The sequence below is a fragment of the Paenibacillus sp. J23TS9 genome, assembly GCF_018403225.1.
In the GTDB taxonomy this organism is placed as follows: domain Bacteria; phylum Bacillota; class Bacilli; order Paenibacillales; family Paenibacillaceae; genus Paenibacillus_AQ.
Genome location: NZ_BOSG01000001.1, coordinates 1,140,789 through 1,156,209, shown reverse-complemented (window position 1 = coordinate 1,156,209; position 15,421 = coordinate 1,140,789). Strand labels below are relative to the sequence as shown.

The 15,421-nt window shown below is 45.8% G+C and carries 14 protein-coding genes; 4 read left to right on the top strand and 10 right to left on the bottom strand.

Translation table 11 applies throughout. The features are described 5' to 3' along the window. Positions 1–84 precede the first annotated feature (84 nt). The gene (locus KJS65_RS05620; RefSeq protein ID WP_213648940.1) at positions 85–663 is read left to right on the top strand and encodes a nucleotidyltransferase family protein; all 579 of its coding nucleotides are present in this window, start codon (positions 85–87) and stop codon (positions 661–663) included. Between the two features lie 63 nt (positions 664–726). Here KJS65_RS05620 and KJS65_RS05615 read toward each other — a convergent pair whose 3' ends face one another. From KJS65_RS05615 to KJS65_RS05575, 9 genes are all read right to left on the bottom strand, one after another. Beyond that, a complete protein-coding gene (locus KJS65_RS05615; RefSeq protein WP_213648939.1) occupies positions 727–1,692 on the bottom strand; it encodes an ABC transporter ATP-binding protein in 966 nt (321 codons plus the stop codon). Then, positions 1,685–2,668 carry an ABC transporter ATP-binding protein gene (locus KJS65_RS05610; RefSeq protein ID WP_213648938.1) on the bottom strand — a complete coding sequence of 328 codons (984 nt, stop codon included), beginning with the start codon at positions 2,666–2,668 and terminating at the stop codon, positions 1,685–1,687. The genes KJS65_RS05615 and KJS65_RS05610 overlap by 8 nt, the downstream gene beginning before the upstream one ends. Before the next feature lie 14 nt (positions 2,669–2,682). Further along, entirely contained in the window at positions 2,683–3,612 is a 930-nt protein-coding gene (gene opp4C / locus KJS65_RS05605) for an oligopeptide ABC transporter permease (RefSeq protein WP_213648937.1), read from the bottom strand. A gap of 18 nt (positions 3,613–3,630) precedes the next feature. Then, the gene (locus KJS65_RS05600; RefSeq protein ID WP_213650655.1) at positions 3,631–4,587 is read right to left on the bottom strand and encodes an ABC transporter permease; all 957 of its coding nucleotides are present in this window, start codon (positions 4,585–4,587) and stop codon (positions 3,631–3,633) included. A gap of 79 nt (positions 4,588–4,666) precedes the next feature. After that, a complete protein-coding gene (locus KJS65_RS05595) occupies positions 4,667–6,412 on the bottom strand; it encodes an ABC transporter substrate-binding protein (protein WP_213648936.1) in 1,746 nt (581 codons plus the stop codon). Positions 6,413–6,702: 290 nt separating this feature from the next. Next, positions 6,703–7,617 carry an ArsR/SmtB family transcription factor gene (locus KJS65_RS05590; protein ID WP_244864387.1) on the bottom strand — a complete coding sequence of 305 codons (915 nt, stop codon included), beginning with the start codon at positions 7,615–7,617 and terminating at the stop codon, positions 6,703–6,705. Positions 7,618–7,919: 302 nt separating this feature from the next. Further along, entirely contained in the window at positions 7,920–9,212 is a 1,293-nt protein-coding gene (locus KJS65_RS05585; RefSeq protein ID WP_213650653.1) for a hemolysin family protein, read from the bottom strand. 490 nt (positions 9,213–9,702) lie between these two features. Next, entirely contained in the window at positions 9,703–10,170 is a 468-nt protein-coding gene (gerQ, locus tag KJS65_RS05580; RefSeq protein ID WP_211147005.1) for a spore coat protein GerQ, read from the bottom strand. 49 nt (positions 10,171–10,219) lie between these two features. Next, the gene (locus KJS65_RS05575) at positions 10,220–10,642 is read right to left on the bottom strand and encodes a cell wall hydrolase (protein ID WP_136605860.1); all 423 of its coding nucleotides are present in this window, start codon (positions 10,640–10,642) and stop codon (positions 10,220–10,222) included. 234 nt (positions 10,643–10,876) lie between these two features. Here KJS65_RS05575 and KJS65_RS05570 point away from each other — a divergent pair, with 234 nt between their 5' ends. The 3 genes from KJS65_RS05570 to KJS65_RS05560 all read left to right on the top strand — a co-directional run bounded on the left by KJS65_RS05570 (position 10,877) and on the right by KJS65_RS05560 (position 14,144). Next, entirely contained in the window at positions 10,877–11,827 is a 951-nt protein-coding gene (locus KJS65_RS05570) for a carbohydrate ABC transporter permease (protein ID WP_213648935.1), read from the top strand. Between the two features lie 35 nt (positions 11,828–11,862). After that, positions 11,863–12,648 (top strand): carbohydrate ABC transporter permease, encoded by a 786-nt coding sequence (locus tag KJS65_RS05565; protein WP_213650652.1) that lies wholly within the window; start codon positions 11,863–11,865, stop codon positions 12,646–12,648. Between the two features lie 122 nt (positions 12,649–12,770). Next, positions 12,771–14,144: an ABC transporter substrate-binding protein gene (locus KJS65_RS05560; RefSeq protein ID WP_213648934.1), complete on the top strand. Its 1,374-nt coding sequence runs from the start codon at positions 12,771–12,773 to the stop codon at positions 14,142–14,144. Between the two features lie 81 nt (positions 14,145–14,225). On the opposite strand, the gene KJS65_RS05555 is transcribed toward KJS65_RS05560, so the two are convergent. Then, positions 14,226–15,332: a hypothetical protein gene (locus KJS65_RS05555; RefSeq protein ID WP_213648933.1), complete on the bottom strand. Its 1,107-nt coding sequence runs from the start codon at positions 15,330–15,332 to the stop codon at positions 14,226–14,228. Positions 15,333–15,421: the final 89 nt, after the last annotated feature.

Here is a 15,421-nt window from a genome sequence, read left to right as displayed (position 1 = left end):
TTTTTATGAATTTCGATAGATTTATTTTTCACTGTCTCCAGCTATTGATTTATAATAGTCATATTCGTTCTAGGAGGGATCGTTTTGATCATAAAAAATGAGCGGGACATCATTCAACTCGTCCAAGAAGATACATGGATGATGGATATTCTATATACTGCCAAAACGTTGCAGCTTCCGGATTGGTGGGTATGTGCGGGATTTGTTCGTTCGAAAATTTGGGATGTTCTGCATGAATTTTCAGATCGGACTCCACTGCCGGACGTTGATGTCGTCTATTTTGACCCAAACTGCTGCGATGAAGCTGTTGAAAAAGAACTGGAGAAGAAGCTGTTCTCGATCAACCCTCATGTCCCCTGGTCTGTGAAAAACGAAGCCCGAATGCATCTCATCAACAATATGCCTCCTTTCACCTCCTCGGTGGATGCTATTGCGAACTTTCCTGAGACAGTGACCTCACTTGGACTAACTTTAGGTGAACATAACCAATTAATTCTGACAGCTCCACATGGAATTCAGGATGTGATCGATATGACGGTAAGATCCACTCCCTACTATGTACAATCCAAAGATCATGCGGAAATTTACGAAAGACGTGTAATGAAGAAAAATTGGAGTCAGACATGGCATCAAGTGAAAATTATACATATACAAGAAGCGTAACGTGAACATATCAAAGGCATAGTCCATTTCGGACTATGCCTTTGATAATGATATCTCGGTACGTCATACCAAATGACAAGCTACAAAGTGCCCTCCGCCCGCGTCGCGGAATACAGGTACTTCTTCCTTGCAGCGTCCTACAGCAAATGGACAGCGTGTATGGAATTTGCATCCGGCTGGCGGATCCGCAGGGTTTGGAATATCCCCTTTCAGGACGATCCGTTCACGTTTAAGCTTTGGAATAGGAATGGGAACTGCCGATAGTAAAGCCTTGGTATAGGGATGAAGCGGGTTTCTGAAGAGCTCATCCCGGGATGCTGTCTCCATCATCGATCCCAGATACATAACCCCAATCCGGGAGCATAGATGCTCAACCACGCTCAGATCATGAGAGATAAACAAGTACGTTAGACCACGTGTCTCCTGCAGCTTGCGGAACAGGTTGATAATCTGAGCTTGAATCGATACGTCCAGAGCGGATACGGGTTCATCGGCAATGATTAGATCCGGATTCAACACGAGAGCGCGCGCAATGCCAATCCGCTGACGCTGTCCTCCCGAAAATTCATGCGGAAACCGGTTAATGTGATAGGATGACAGACCGCATGATTGAAGCACCTCGAGCACACGGTCCCGGACCTCTGCTTTGGGCACGAGCCCATGATCCAGCAGCGCTTCACCTATCGCATCGCCTACCCGAACCCTTGGATTAAGCGAGCTATAAGGATCCTGAAAAATCAGCTGCATGCTTGGGCGAATCTTGCGAAGCTCTTGAGGAGATAGGCTGTACAAATCGACGCCTTTGAACTTGACCTCTCCCTCTGTCTTTTCCGTCAGTCGAATAATGGTCTTGCCCACTGTACTCTTGCCGCTGCCAGATTCACCGACAAGGCCAAACGTTTCACCCTTTTGAATCGATATACTAATATCATCGACTGCCTTCACATGACCTACAGTCCGGTTCAGCAATCCTTTCTGGATCGGAAAGTACTTCTTAAGATGGTTGACTTCAAGCAATGCATCAGACATGCACGACCGCCTCCTCATACAGCCAGCAAGCAGCCTTTTGTTGCGCGGCAACTTCACTCAGCTTGGGCTGTTTTGTTCTGCAAATATCCATGCAGTGCTCGCAGCGGTCATGAAAATAACAGGATTCTGTCAATTCAAGCGGATTCGGTACTTGACCCGGAATGGAATATAGTTCATCCTGGCGCTGATTAATGACTGGCTTGGACTTCAATAAACCCTGTGTGTACGGATGTTTTGGCGATTGGAAGAGCTTGACGACTTCGCCTTCTTCCACAATTTTGCCTGCATACATGACAATAACATAATCCGCCATCTCGGCCACAACGCCGAGGTCATGCGTAATCAGCATGATAGACATGTTGGACTGTTCCTTAAACTGTCGCAGCATATCCAGAATTTGAGCCTGAATGGTAACATCAAGCGCTGTCGTTGGTTCATCGGCGATAAGCAGCTTTGGATTACCGGATATGGCAATGGCAATCATAATCCGCTGCAGCATCCCGCCACTCAGCTCATGCGGATAGGAATCCACAATCTGTCCAGCTCTCGAAATCCCCACCTGTTCAATCAGCTGAATAGCCCGCTCGCGCGCTTCTTTTTTACTCAGATTTTGATGAACGATCAAAGGCTCCATGATTTGCTCCCCGATCTTCAGAACCGGATTCAGGGATGACATTGGCTCCTGAAAAATCATCGAAATATCGTTACCACGGATCGTCCGCAGTTCATTTTTACTTAACTGAAGCAGATCTTTTCCATCAAAATGGATTTGACCGTTGACGACCCTACCTCCAGGCTCCTCGACTAGACCCATGATGGACATTGCGGTAACGCTTTTTCCGCAGCCGGACTCGCCTACGATACATACGGTTTCACCTTCGCGCACACGCAGACTGATATCGTCAACCGCTTTGACCTTACCATTGCCATTATCGAAATAAGTGCTGAGATGGTCTATTTTAATTAAATCTTTCATAGGAAGTCTCCCACCTACCTCTTCTGTTTAGGATCAAGAACATCTCTGAGACCATCGCCAAAAATATTAATGGCAATGACTGTCGCAAAGATGGAAAAGCCTGGAGGAATCCATAGCCAAGGGCGTTCCTGGAAGTCAATCAGATTATTAGCCGCATCGATCATATTCCCCCATGTTGGCGTCGGTGCCATCACTCCGAGACCGAAGAAGCTGAGCACGGATTCACTCAGAATCGAGCCGCCGATATTTAAGGTCGCAATGACGATCAGCAGCGGGAAAATGTTCGGCAGTAAATGATTGAACAGCTTACGCCGGTCACGCAGCCCGAGAACCACTGCCGCCTGCATAAATTCGCGCTCCCGCAAACTCAGCATCTGGCCTCTTACCATGCGCGCCAGACCAGGCCAGTTTACGAATCCAAGCATGAACATTACAATATACATCCTATATTCGGTTGGTACCTTCCATTCCGATAACAGTGAGCCTCCAATGAACAACAGCGGCAGACCTGGTATCGTAAGCAGCAAATCGGCAATCCGCATAATTACCTGATCCACAATGCCTCTGTAGTAACCCGCGATAGCTCCGAGTAGTGATCCGATAAATACAGAGAGTACCATAGACGCAAAACCGACAGTCAACGAAATGCGGCCGGCCTGAAGCACACGTGTCAGTACATCTCTTCCAAGTGCATCGGTTCCAAGCCAATGCTTCAGGTTTGGTGCCTTATTCATCATCGCCATATTCACTTTATTATCTGTGTACGGCGAGAAGAATGGTCCGATAAAACAAGCTAACAACATCATAACGACAACCACTAACCCCGTAATCGCAAGCTTATTCTTAAGCAGCTTTTGCATCGACTGCCCAAATAAGGAGGATGATTTCGCCAAGGATTTCTTGGCCCCGATCGCCCCGGGCAGCGGTGTGCTGTTCAGTGACATGAAATATTTCCCCCTTTTCTAGTGCAGCCGGACACGCGGATCAGCAATTTGATACAGCACATCGGATATAAGTGTTCCAATAACGGTAAGTATAGCTATTAGCATGGTGAACCCCATGAGCAGCGGATAATCCCGTAGTCCAAAGGACTGCATGTACAGCTGGCCTATCCCCGGCCAGTTAAAAATTTTCTCAATAATAATGGATCCGCCAAATAATGCCGGAAGCTCAAACCCAACCAAGGTAATAGCCGGCAAGAGTGCATTACGCAGTGCATGCCTGAAAAGTACTTTGCTCTCTTTAAGCCCTTTGGCCCGTGCAGTCCGGATATAATCCTGCTTAATGACATCGATCATACTGCTGCGGAAGTAACGGCTCAGTGAACCCACGCCAAGCAGCGTCATGACAATCACCGGAAGCGTCATATGATGCACTACTTCCTTAAAATAAGCCATGCCCACGGCATTGGTGCCTGTGGTCAGCATGCCTCCTGGTGGTAGCCACTTCAGATCGACCGCTAGTATTTTAATCAGGAATAAACCGATAAAAAACGATGGCAGAGACATCGCTGCAAAAATAAGGATCGTCATCAGCGTATCAAACCATGAATATTGCTTATACGCTGACACGACGCCGACGATCACGGCAATCAGCCAGGTCAAAAACGTGGACACGATGGCGAGCAGAAAGGAATTCCAAATATATTCGTTAAACAGGGTCAGAACCGGTTTCTGTTGTGCCAAGGAATAACCTAAATCACCATGAATCGCATTCTTCATCCATATGCCGTAACGTTCGAGCAGCGGCTTGTTCAAGCCGTAGATTTCCCTCAGCTCCGCCTTGCGTTCGGGGCTAAGCTTGATATTGTTGCTGATGTAATCCCCTGGTGTCAAAGCATACAGGCTAAAAATCAAAAGTGATGCAGCCAGTAGGATAATCAGCATATAACTGATCCGTTTCGTTAAATAAGCACTCATCATTAGCCTCCTAATCGCATTGTCCCCCGCCCGTTTACCATGCTGCGCTCGGGGCGAGGGACGAAATGTTTTTTACGGATTATTGTGCCGGCTTAAGCGACCAGTCTGGAAGACTGTTTGCCAAGCCAACAAACGGGCTAACGGCCAAGTTATCGATCCGTCCATTATACCCATAGACGGTTTTCTTATAGTTCGTAAAGATAATTGGAAGCTCATCATTCAGGAGCTGGAAGATTTCTTTATATACTTTTTTGCGTTCTTCAATATCAGAAGTTGCTAAGCCTTTTTCATACAGCTCTTTGAGCTTAGGATTGTCGTAGGCTTTAATCTCTCCGTCCAGGAACTGCACCAAACCGTCCGAAGGATCCGTCAGCATGGGTGTGGAGAAGGATACGAGATCGTAATCCCCGCTTTCCATTTTAGATACCAGAGAGTTAAAGTCAGCAAATACTTCAGGTTCAAATTTCACGCCGATGGCTTGGAAGTTTTCTTTCGCTACTGCAATGAAGATATCCGTCTGTTTGCTCTTGGATCCAAGGAAATGGATGGAGAGCTGCTTCCCGTCCTTCTCACGGATACCGCCTGCGCCTTCCTTCCAGCCAGCTTCCTCCAGAAGCTGCTTGGCTTTTTCCGTATCAAATTTGTATGGATTGATCCCTTCTTCCGTATAAGCCCAGGAAATAGGTGAAGATGGAATGTTAGCTACGGAGCCTGCACCTTGGTTAGCATCCACATAAATACTTTTACGATCCAGTCCGTAGGTCAGCGCTTGGCGTACTTTCTTGTCCTTCAGTGCTTCATGCTCCAGGTTCACCTGCAGATATCCATACGTACTTGGCGTGTAAGGGATGATATTTACGAATCCAAGACTCTTCAGCTTATCGATATTTTCCGTGGTGGCGCTGAACGAAGAGTAGTCAATTTCACCTGTTTCGAGATACTGCCAAGTATCGCCTTCGGAGGTTTTGTAAATAAAATGCTCCGTTTTCGGTTTGCCTTTGTAATAGTTCTCATTGGCAACGAAACGGACTTCCTGACCCGGAATGAATTTCTCCAGTTTGTATGGTCCGTTACCGACCGGAGTGGAATGAAGCTTCTTAATATATTCCAGTTGGCCAAACTTATAATCCTTACCGTAGTAAGCCTTGGACAAGACCTTATCACCTAACATGACCAGTGCCGTTGCATTAGGTTTTTCCAGCGTAACGGATATCGTCTGTGGATCAATGATCTTGATGCCTGAAATGCTCGCAGCCTTGCCTTCCTTATATTCTTGCGCACCCTTTACAGGGAGTGTTGGAACCATAGAGTCACCATCATAGGCTTTATCGAACTGGATCGTCCATGTGAAAGCGACGTCATCTGCTGTCATTGGAGATCCGTCACTGAATTTCAAATCCTTGCGAAGATGATATGTATATGTCAGCTGATCATCTGAAATATCCCATTTCTCAGCCAAATCTGGAATTGGAAGACCCTTCTCATCCACGGTTACCAGTGATCCGAACAGCAGCGAGTTGACGTTGCCGTCGTATCCGCTTTGTGTAAAGTATGGTGTGAACGCACCGCTCGGATCGGTTAAACCAACGATAATCGTATCCGTGCGCTGCTTGGCAACTGCTGGAAGCTTAGACATATCCGTTGCCGTAAAAGGTTCGTTGAGTCCGGACTCTCCGCCTGGAGCTGCAGCCGGCTGATCTTTCGAGCCTTGTTCGGTTTGTGTTGTACTGCCGGATGACGCCGTATCCTTTTGATCCGAGCATGCCGAGAGCACCAGGGAACCAACAATGAGTAGTGATGTTAATAAATAAACGCCTTTTTTCATAAAGAACAACCTCCTATTTTTCCGATTTACTAATCATTCCTATAAGATAAGTATGATTTAAGATACCATTGATTAATGTTTATTATAGAAACCATTTGTAGTTCTGTAAATAGAGAACTTAAAAAGTTTTCTGAAAATAATTCAGAGTAATTTTCTGTAACTTTTTCTATTTGTGAAAAGTGCTCCTGAAGAACTACTTGATCCGATTGAAAAATGAGAACATTAAAAAGACCTCCCTGCTTGCCAAATAGCAAATCAGGAGGCCTTATCTCATGTGATATCTTATAATATTATCCTTCCTCGATATAGTGCATCAATCGCTCTTGAACCTGATAGAGCGCACGTTTTCTCAGACTGTATTCCGTCAGGTTTTCCCCTTCAAAATGCGCATATAGCACCCCTGCGCTGCGAAGCTTCGAGATGTGATCGTGGGTGATTCCTTTGGATAGCTTAAGATGACTCACAATTTCGGTGAATGTACGGGGACCTTTATGCAGGAACCTTAAAATTTTCAAACGGTTTTTCTCCCCAAGACTCCGAAGTGTTCGCAGATCATGCGTTGGAATCAGTTCCTCATCCCCCAAATAAATTCGAGCGTTATAATGACAGATCAGCTTGGAACCATATTGAGAAACGATATTGAGCGGTTGAAAATGATACTGAGGAACCAGAAGCAGCTCCTGCACGCCAGGTATTGGTTTAAAGATCATTCCATTTGTTGTTTCGTCTACAAACTCTTCTCCTTGAACTTCAATCAGACGGTTGACTCTCGCCACTTTTTCTTTTTCGAGCGCAGTCAGAATCTCCTGATCTACAAATCTAAAATATTGCTCGTACCATTGCTGAAACATGGAGCTTGTTTTTTCCTGAAAAACTTCAATGTCATCCTCAGGGAATTCATTACCATTTGCTTCGAATAGCTCAATAAGTTGATGAATGCTTAATTGCCTAAACCAAGATAAAAAACCATCTACACCAAGGCCCTCTGGAACAAGGAACGCCATTAGATAGGCAAAACTCCAGTCTCCGTTAATCAGCATGTCATCAAGCGTTTGGGCAAATTCAGGTGTTAGCTTTTCTTTGGTTTCGATGGCCCAACAAGGGGCGAGGTCTATTTTTTTGTGTGATTTGCGGCATATGTAGGAATGCAGGCTGTTCATAAATTCATGAACGGGTTCGAATTTTATATCCAAGCTATAATTCAATCTCTTTATCCTCCCTTCAATCTACATTGAACTAAAGTTTATGTTACCCACATGCCAAAACCCCTTATTTATGCTGCAATGGATGAAATGGCTCGATGCATCTTTAGTTCTTTTTATCAAATTGAATATATTATAACGTGATCATTTTAGCGCATTCCATCCCTTTCTATCAAATGCTATATAAAATTGTGTTATCATCGCCTCAAAACAGGCCCGAATCCGCTCCAATTTCTTCTTCATAATCCGTAATACGAAAAGACACGATGCAAACTGCATCGTGTCTCCTTTTTATATTTTACACTTTATGCGCCCGCTTCCTCCACCATCAATTGGGGTTTCAGCAGCTTAATCCTTGCTATGCGCTTATGATCGGTTTCTTCCACTATGAAAATATGACCATCGAGCTCAGCCGATTGTCCCTTTTGTGGAGGAATCGCCTCAACACGGGAATATAACCAGCCGCCGACAGTATCGTAGTCCGTCGTGTCCAGTTCAAGTCCGAACCGGTCGTTCACTTCATCAATGAGCATTAATCCGTCAATCGAATATTCATTCTCATGAATCATTTCAACTCCAGGACGCTCTTCATCAAACTCATCCTGGATTTCACCGACGATTTCTTCCATAATGTCTTCCAGGGTAACAAGCCCGGATGTGCCACCATACTCATCAATCAGGATGGCAATCTGAGTCTTACCCCGCTGCATCAGCTTCAGCAAAGCGCTGATCTGAATGGATTCCGGTACAGCAAGGATCGGACGAATTAAAGTATTGTATTCAGTCGCCGTGGAACGCAGCAAATCTTTAATATGAATAAAACCGATAATGTGATCCTTATCACCATCACAAACAGGATAACGGGTTCTCATGCCTTCATAAGCAATCTCAAGATTTTCTTCCCGGGACATTTGTGTATTCAAACATATCATTTCCGTACGGGGAATCATAATCTCACGACCGGTTGTTTCGGCAAAATCGAAGATATTATCAACCAGTGCGAGCTCCGTATTATCGATAAGTCCGTTTTTGTTGCTTTCCTTCATCAGAACCCGGATTTCTTCCTCCGTATGGGCGGAATCCGATTCTGAAGCCGGTGCGATGCGCAGCATGCGCAATAAAGCATTAGCGAGTCCGTTTAATACCCAGATGAAAGGATACATTAGCTTATTGAAATACACCATTGGAGCGGCCGACATCAGGACGACAGTTTCCGCCTTGCGGATCGCCATCGATTTGGGCGCCAATTCTCCAAGTACGATGTGCAGAATCGTAATCAGCAGAAAAGCAATGACCACGGCAATGCCGTGTACAGCGGCTTCTCCAAAGCCCAAGGCATGTATCAGAGGTCTAACGAGACTTGCTATGGCAGGTTCTCCAAGCCATCCAAGTCCGAGTGATGCGAGCGTGATGCCTAGCTGACAAGCAGATAAATAGGCATCCAGGTTATTTACGATTTTTTGTGCGAATAATGCGCCTTTACGTCCTTCGTCAACCATGGTTTCCACACGGCTGCTCCGTATTTTCACCATTGCGAATTCCGCGGATACAAAAAAACCATTCAGTATTACCAATACCACTACCCAAATCAAATTCATCAAACTCGGTAAGGGGTCAGTCAATCTTCTTCCTATTCACCGTATTTCTTAACCGGCAAATAGGTACACCTCCTTCGTATTGTAAAGTTGTAAGCCATGCCAGGCATGTATGAAGGGTTCACCGTCAACTTCCCAATGGATCCATCTCCTATCTCTGTGTATGATTTTGCTGCATATCTTTAATTATATAATTATACACTACACAGTCAAACAGCAAGGTATGACTGTATTTTACAGGGACCGGATGGTTTTTTAAGCAAACCTCCGGTTAACAGGCTAAAAGAGCCGTCCCCTGTCATTTATGACAGCAAAGACGGCCTTTTCGGCTTTTTTCAACAAATTATTTTATATCGAATCAATTTCATAAAACCTTAGGCTGCTTCAATCAAGGCTATATATAGATCCAAAGGGTTTTATTGGTCTATATATAGTTTCAATTTTATCGTTTTAGTGAGTTATGAAATGGATTCATCGTAAGTAAATAATGTCTTTAACGACCTTGACCAGGGTTTCCAATAACACCTGGATACTGGTATATGAGCGGTTCGTTAAATGTAATGTAATCGAGATTAAGAGTCAGCAGAACGATACGCTGGCCTGTCGATCTTTCCGAAATAATAATGTGATCCCGTCCTGCGGCTTCAATCACTCCCGTGAATACTTTTGCATTCCATTGGGAGTTGTTTTCATAAGTCATGTAGAAGGTTCCGGTTTTCCCCAGGTTCAAACGCAGAATATTCTCAATGTAAGATTGCTCGAATTGCGGTTGCTGGGGTGCTTGCATAACCGTTCCCATCGGACCCATCGGACTGCCGCTGGTTACTTGCGGAGGGACGGATCCCATTCCGCCCATACTTCCCATGGTCATACTTCCGGGCATGCCTTGGCCGCCTCCGGATAAACCAGGATATCCATTTCCCATATTATACGCAGCCGGACGAAAAGGTTGAGGCATCATACCATATAATCCTCCTTATAAGTACATTTCGGAATTACGCACACTTCAATTAATACACATTCGGGCAATTCTCACTCGAAGGGCTGAAAAAGCAGTGTGCCTTAAAACGTCCCGTATTCGCCTGATTGTACCAGGTTGCCGGGCATTCAGCTGTGGGACGGAAAAACCACAATGCGTTGGAAGCCGGCCAATACCGTTCACCGTTAATGGCGCGCTCAGCTAACCTGATATCCTGATCCCTGGCCTTTTGATAAAAATACCCCTTCTGCGGAGCTTCAAAACCGCCTGGACTTTGGTAGACCATATCCTGGATACTGCGAATATTGTTGAAATCCAAACAGTTTCCCAAGATGCGGTTCACGCCGACGTTACCTACCATCAGCATACCAAGATTCCCTTCCCCTTCAGCTTCAGCCCTCATCAAACGAGCGAGCAGCCTGGTTTGCCCCGAGTTCGTTTTGATAACAGCCAAGATCCTACCTCCCTGCATAATTGATTTTCTTTATAAGTGTATGTGCATTCGCCCAGTTGAGTGACAACAAATCTTGCATACTTGTACTTCATTACGACAGAATTTATCCTTGCTTGACATTTTAACAAAGTCGATCTCAAGCTTTACTTCCCTCTGATCTCCCCAAAACATCTGCGCTTTATACTGATGAAGATTGGTTTTGAAATCATCAGAAAAGCGAGGTCGTTTAGTTCCATGGAGAAAGAAATCACACTGGCTTCCCCGCTCCCGAGGGAAAGTTCCCGCAGCAAAAGAGCTGCTTCGCTTCGGACAAGCCGCTGGAAGGAAAGATCATTAGCCTACTTCTTTTTGGCCCCTTCTCTGATACTGTTCGGGATATTTCTGTTTTATCCCTTACTGAAATCGGTGTACCTGAGTCTATATTTAACCGATCCGCAAGGCCGGGTTGCATCCTTTGCCGGTGCCGATAATTTTAAGAATGTACTGACCTCTGAAGTCTTTTATAACAGCTTGTGGATTACCGTCAAATTCATTCTGCTAACCGTTCCGACGGGAGTTGCTGCAGCTCTCGTACTAGCCGCTTTGTCTATTCAGAAGCTGAAATTCACCAAGCTGTTCCAGTTCTTTTTCTCCCTGCCGATGGCTGTTTCAGTTGGTACCGGTTCGATTATCTGGATGGTACTGTACCATCCGACCTTAAGTATCCTCAACTACGGTCTCAGCTTGGCGGGAATCCCCCCGATTGCATGGCTGACGGATCCCAAATGGGCATTACTCTCTATTGCCCTGATGACGGTATGGCTCAATCTCGGCTTTAACTACATTGTCATGCTGAGCGGCATGCAAAGCGTACCTGAGGATCTGTACGAAAGCGCCAAAATCGACGGATCAGGATCATTCCGCACATTTTTCCGCATCACCCTGCCCCTGATTTCGCCATCGCTCTTCTTCATCAGCGTCGTGTCGATCATCAGCGCATTTCAATCCTTCGCGCAAATTAACATCCTGACCAAAGGCGGTCCGATGAACAGCACGGATGTACTGGTGTACAACATCTACCAGGATGCTTTTATTAATTACCGATTCGGCATTGGCAGCGCGCAGGCGTTAATCCTGTTTGTCCTGATTACGCTTCTGACTATTGTCCAATTCAAATTTGGCGAAAAGAAGGTGCATTACCAGTGAGCATACGGGCTGTCAATCAAACGATTCTTTATATCATGTTAAGTATTGCGGCGCTGTTCATTCTGTTTCCGCTGCTGTTTACATTGTCTTCCGCATTCATGAGCAGCGCTGAATCGGCCACATACCCGCCTCGGCTGCTCCCTTCAGGATTGCACTGGGATAACTTCCTCCAGGTCGTAGATACAGTTCCAGTTATCCGTTTTATTACGAACAGCTTTGCCGTTTCCGGAGCCATTATGTTGGGACAGCTGATTACGGCAAGTATGGCTGCCTACGCTTTTGCCTTTCTGCGTTTTCCAGGTAAAGCCGTCATCTTCTCGCTGTTTCTATCCACAATGATGATTCCCTGGGAAGTCACCATGATTCCCAACTATCTCACAGTGCGCAGCTGGCACTGGATTGATTCCTATCAGGGGTTAATCGTGCCTTTCTTGGCCTCGGCCTTTGGCACGTTTCTTCTGAGACAATACTTTCTTCAGCTTCCAAGAGAACTGTTCGAGGCTGCTAAAGTCGATGGCTGCGGCCATATCCGTGTTTTTATTCAGCTGGTCCTTCCGCTGTCCGCACCTTCGCTGGCCACGCTCGCCGTATATTCGTTTTTAACAAATTGGAGCAATTATTTGTGGCCGCTGCTCATCACAAACAAAGAAAGCATGCGGACGGTACAGATCGGTATCAGTATGCTCCAGTTCGAAGAAGTCACCGCTTGGAATATGGTGATGGCCGGTATTGTGATTATGCTCCTGCCTTCTCTTATTTTGCTGATCGTTGGTCTGAAGCCGTTGGTACGCGGAATTACTGCCGGAGCGTTAAAAGGTTAATTACATATATCATTAACTATACATTAATATTATGACGGGTCGTCATTACGATCAGCTAATTTTCAGGCTGCTTGTAATTTCACAATAAAATCACTTAAATCAAAAGGGAGAGAAGAGAAAAAATGAAACCATTTGGAAAGAAATCATTGGCCATGCTCCTGCTGTCCTGCATGATGCTGGTTGCCTCGGGCTGCGGCTCGAAAACAGCGGACAACAAAGAGGACACGGCTGCTGCCGCCGAAGCTCCGACAAAACAGGAAGATCCGATCAAAGTCGTATGGTGGCATTCCATGAGCGGAGATGTTGGGAAAGCAGCACAGCAGCTGGTGGATGAGTTCAACGCAGGGCATAAAGACATCGTTGTGCAGGCCGAGTATCAAGGTAAATACGATGAGAGTCTGAATAAGCTCAAAGCTTCCCTTGGTTCTGACAGTGGCCCTTCCTTGATTCAGGTATACGAAATCGGCAGCCGCTTCATGATCGACAGTAAGGCAATCACTCCCGTTCAACAGTTTATTGATGCCGACAAATATGACACTTCTACGCTCGAGCCTAATATTTTGAATTACTATACATTTGATAGCAAACTGTATTCTATGCCTTTTAACACTTCGAATCCTATTCTCTACTACAATAAGGACGCCTTTAAAGCAGCGGGACTGGATCCTGAGAAACCTCCAGCTACGTATGAAGAAGTGGCAGAAGCAGCTAAAAAACTGACCAAAACAGGTCAAGCCGGCGGTTCCTTTGCCATCTATGGCTGGTTCATGGAGCAGTTGTTTGCGAATCAAGGCGCTGAGCTCCTGGATAACGGAAACGGACGGACGCAGCCAGCAGCTTCCTCTCTATTGAGCAGTGATGCCGGCGTTAAAACGCTCGATTGGTGGAAGAAGATGGTGGATGAGAAATCCATGCTCAATCTCGGACGTAAAACCGACGATACTTCCAAAGCCTTTGCGGCGGGTCAAATCGCCATGACGCTTGATTCTACAGCATCCTTGCGCAGCATTGTAAAATCTGCCGAGGGCAAGTTTGAGGTTGGTACGGGCTTCCTGCCAAAAGCAGATGCGAATGTCAAAGGCGGAGTCATCGTTGGCGGAGCGAGCAACTGGATTCTGAATAACCGTCCTGAAGCAGAGCAAAAAGCAGCTTGGGAATTTATCAAGTTTTTGGCTGAACCTAAATCTCAAGCAGAGTGGCATATCAATACAGGTTACTTCCCCATCACGCAAAAAGCATATGACGAGCAAATCGTTAAAGACAATATGACCAAATATCCGCAGTTCCAAACAGCCGTAGACCAGCTTCACCAAACCGAGCCTAGCCTTGCAACACAAGGAGCTGTAATGGGTGTATTCCCAGAAGCCAGACAACTGACAGAAACAGCCATTGAAGAAGTGTTGAACAACAAAAAAACATCCAAGCAAGCGCTCGATGATGCGGCCAAAGTAATTACAAGCAAAATTGAAGAGTATAACAAAACCGTTAGCAAATAAGCAGCATCAAGCACCCCTTCCATTTTTCTAATGAAGGGGTGCTTTCAAATTCATTTTGTATACATAACATTTATTATGTTACTATTCCTCTGACAATGCTGCGGTATTCGTCAATACTTCGATTTGCTGGATAATCTGGCGCGCCAAAGTCTTTATTGCAGCTGGATCAATTGCAGTGTCGTAGGCCTCCCAAACCTCATCCCGAATACGCTTCACTTCCGACAAGACGGCTATTGAATTTTTCATGGATGAAGTATATCTGCCGCGTATTTCGGCAATTTCCTCGGCATAGACTTCATCGGTTCCCGCACGGATTGCCAGCTCATACACATCGAGTATTTTGTCACCTTCACGGGTCGGGAAATGTTCATGAGGTGCCGTACTATCGAAAATAGCAAGGCTAAGCTCTGGAAAAATGAGCATATCCAGGCTGTTCGGATCAAAACCGCAGTGGTAGATTTCCGTGTCGATGCCCCGGGCTTCGGCTTCCTTAGCCAGCTTTTTGAACATGGTGGATTTGCCGGATCCGGGACGTCCCTTCACGAAAATACGTGTCCGAAGCGATTCTGTTAAATTCGGAACATAATCTACCGCGCCCCGCCAAGCCGCCGCACCCAGAAAACGGTGCTTGATGACAGCTTTCTTGGTACCAACCGGAATCAGGTATTCGTCAGCGAACTCAGATGTGATCCGGTTTGCGCTGCCACGGTCTAAATTATCGATGTAGAATTTTTCCCATTCATCATGAATCCGAAGTGTTCTTAAGAAGGAATCATAGGCTTTTTTGTAGAGTACAGCCATTTCCGCGTCTTGACCTATTGTTACGTCTTCCGCTTCCTCAAGTAAACCCTCGCGAAGAGCCTGAATGGCATCCACAATGCGTATTTCCGTTCCTTCTAGTATAGGATCCGCACTCCATGCATTTCCGTCGATGACGCCGATGCGTGCCTCTTCGAGTATAATCCCTTCCAGCCGCTCGTTATCCAAAGTCTCGTGTATATAATGCTTGGTCCAATCATTGCTTCGCCAAGCCTCTGCCAATTGAGCCAGCAGCTGAGAAGTTCCTGATCCGGTCCGCCCATTGATCACAAATACGGTATCCAATCCATTTAACACAGAATCATACAAAGTGTATAATCCTGCGGCTGTATTTCCGCGCGCAAAATAATGCTTTTCCTGACCTGCCATTCAAGTCCACGCTCCTTCATCTTCCTTAGATGCTAACACCTTATGCTATGCACGTTGTCTTTTCTGTGTGAATGCCCAGTGCATACAGC

What these genes read in the sequence shown, in the direction of transcription:
- KJS65_RS05565 (WP_213650652.1), top strand. Translation starts at nt 11,863, where the DNA reads ATGTTAAGTATTGCGGCGCTGTTCATTCTGTTTCCGCTGCTGTTTACA.
- opp4C (WP_213648937.1), bottom strand. Translation starts at nt 3,612, where the DNA reads ATGTCACTGAACAGCACACCGCTGCCCGGGGCGATCGGGGCCAAGAAA.
- KJS65_RS05600 (WP_213650655.1), bottom strand. Translation starts at nt 4,587, where the DNA reads ATGAGTGCTTATTTAACGAAACGGATCAGTTATATGCTGATTATCCTA.
- KJS65_RS05595 (WP_213648936.1), bottom strand. Translation starts at nt 6,412, where the DNA reads ATGAAAAAAGGCGTTTATTTATTAACATCACTACTCATTGTTGGTTCC.
- KJS65_RS05560 (WP_213648934.1), top strand. Translation starts at nt 12,771, where the DNA reads ATGAAACCATTTGGAAAGAAATCATTGGCCATGCTCCTGCTGTCCTGC.
- KJS65_RS05615 (WP_213648939.1), bottom strand. Translation starts at nt 1,692, where the DNA reads ATGTCTGATGCATTGCTTGAAGTCAACCATCTTAAGAAGTACTTTCCG.
- KJS65_RS05585 (WP_213650653.1), bottom strand. Translation starts at nt 9,212, where the DNA reads ATGAATTTGATTTGGGTAGTGGTATTGGTAATACTGAATGGTTTTTTT.
- KJS65_RS05570 (WP_213648935.1), top strand. Translation starts at nt 10,877, where the DNA reads ATGGAGAAAGAAATCACACTGGCTTCCCCGCTCCCGAGGGAAAGTTCC.
- gerQ (WP_211147005.1), bottom strand. Translation starts at nt 10,170, where the DNA reads ATGATGCCTCAACCTTTTCGTCCGGCTGCGTATAATATGGGAAATGGA.
- KJS65_RS05610 (WP_213648938.1), bottom strand. Translation starts at nt 2,668, where the DNA reads ATGAAAGATTTAATTAAAATAGACCATCTCAGCACTTATTTCGATAAT.
- KJS65_RS05555 (WP_213648933.1), bottom strand. Translation starts at nt 15,332, where the DNA reads ATGGCAGGTCAGGAAAAGCATTATTTTGCGCGCGGAAATACAGCCGCA.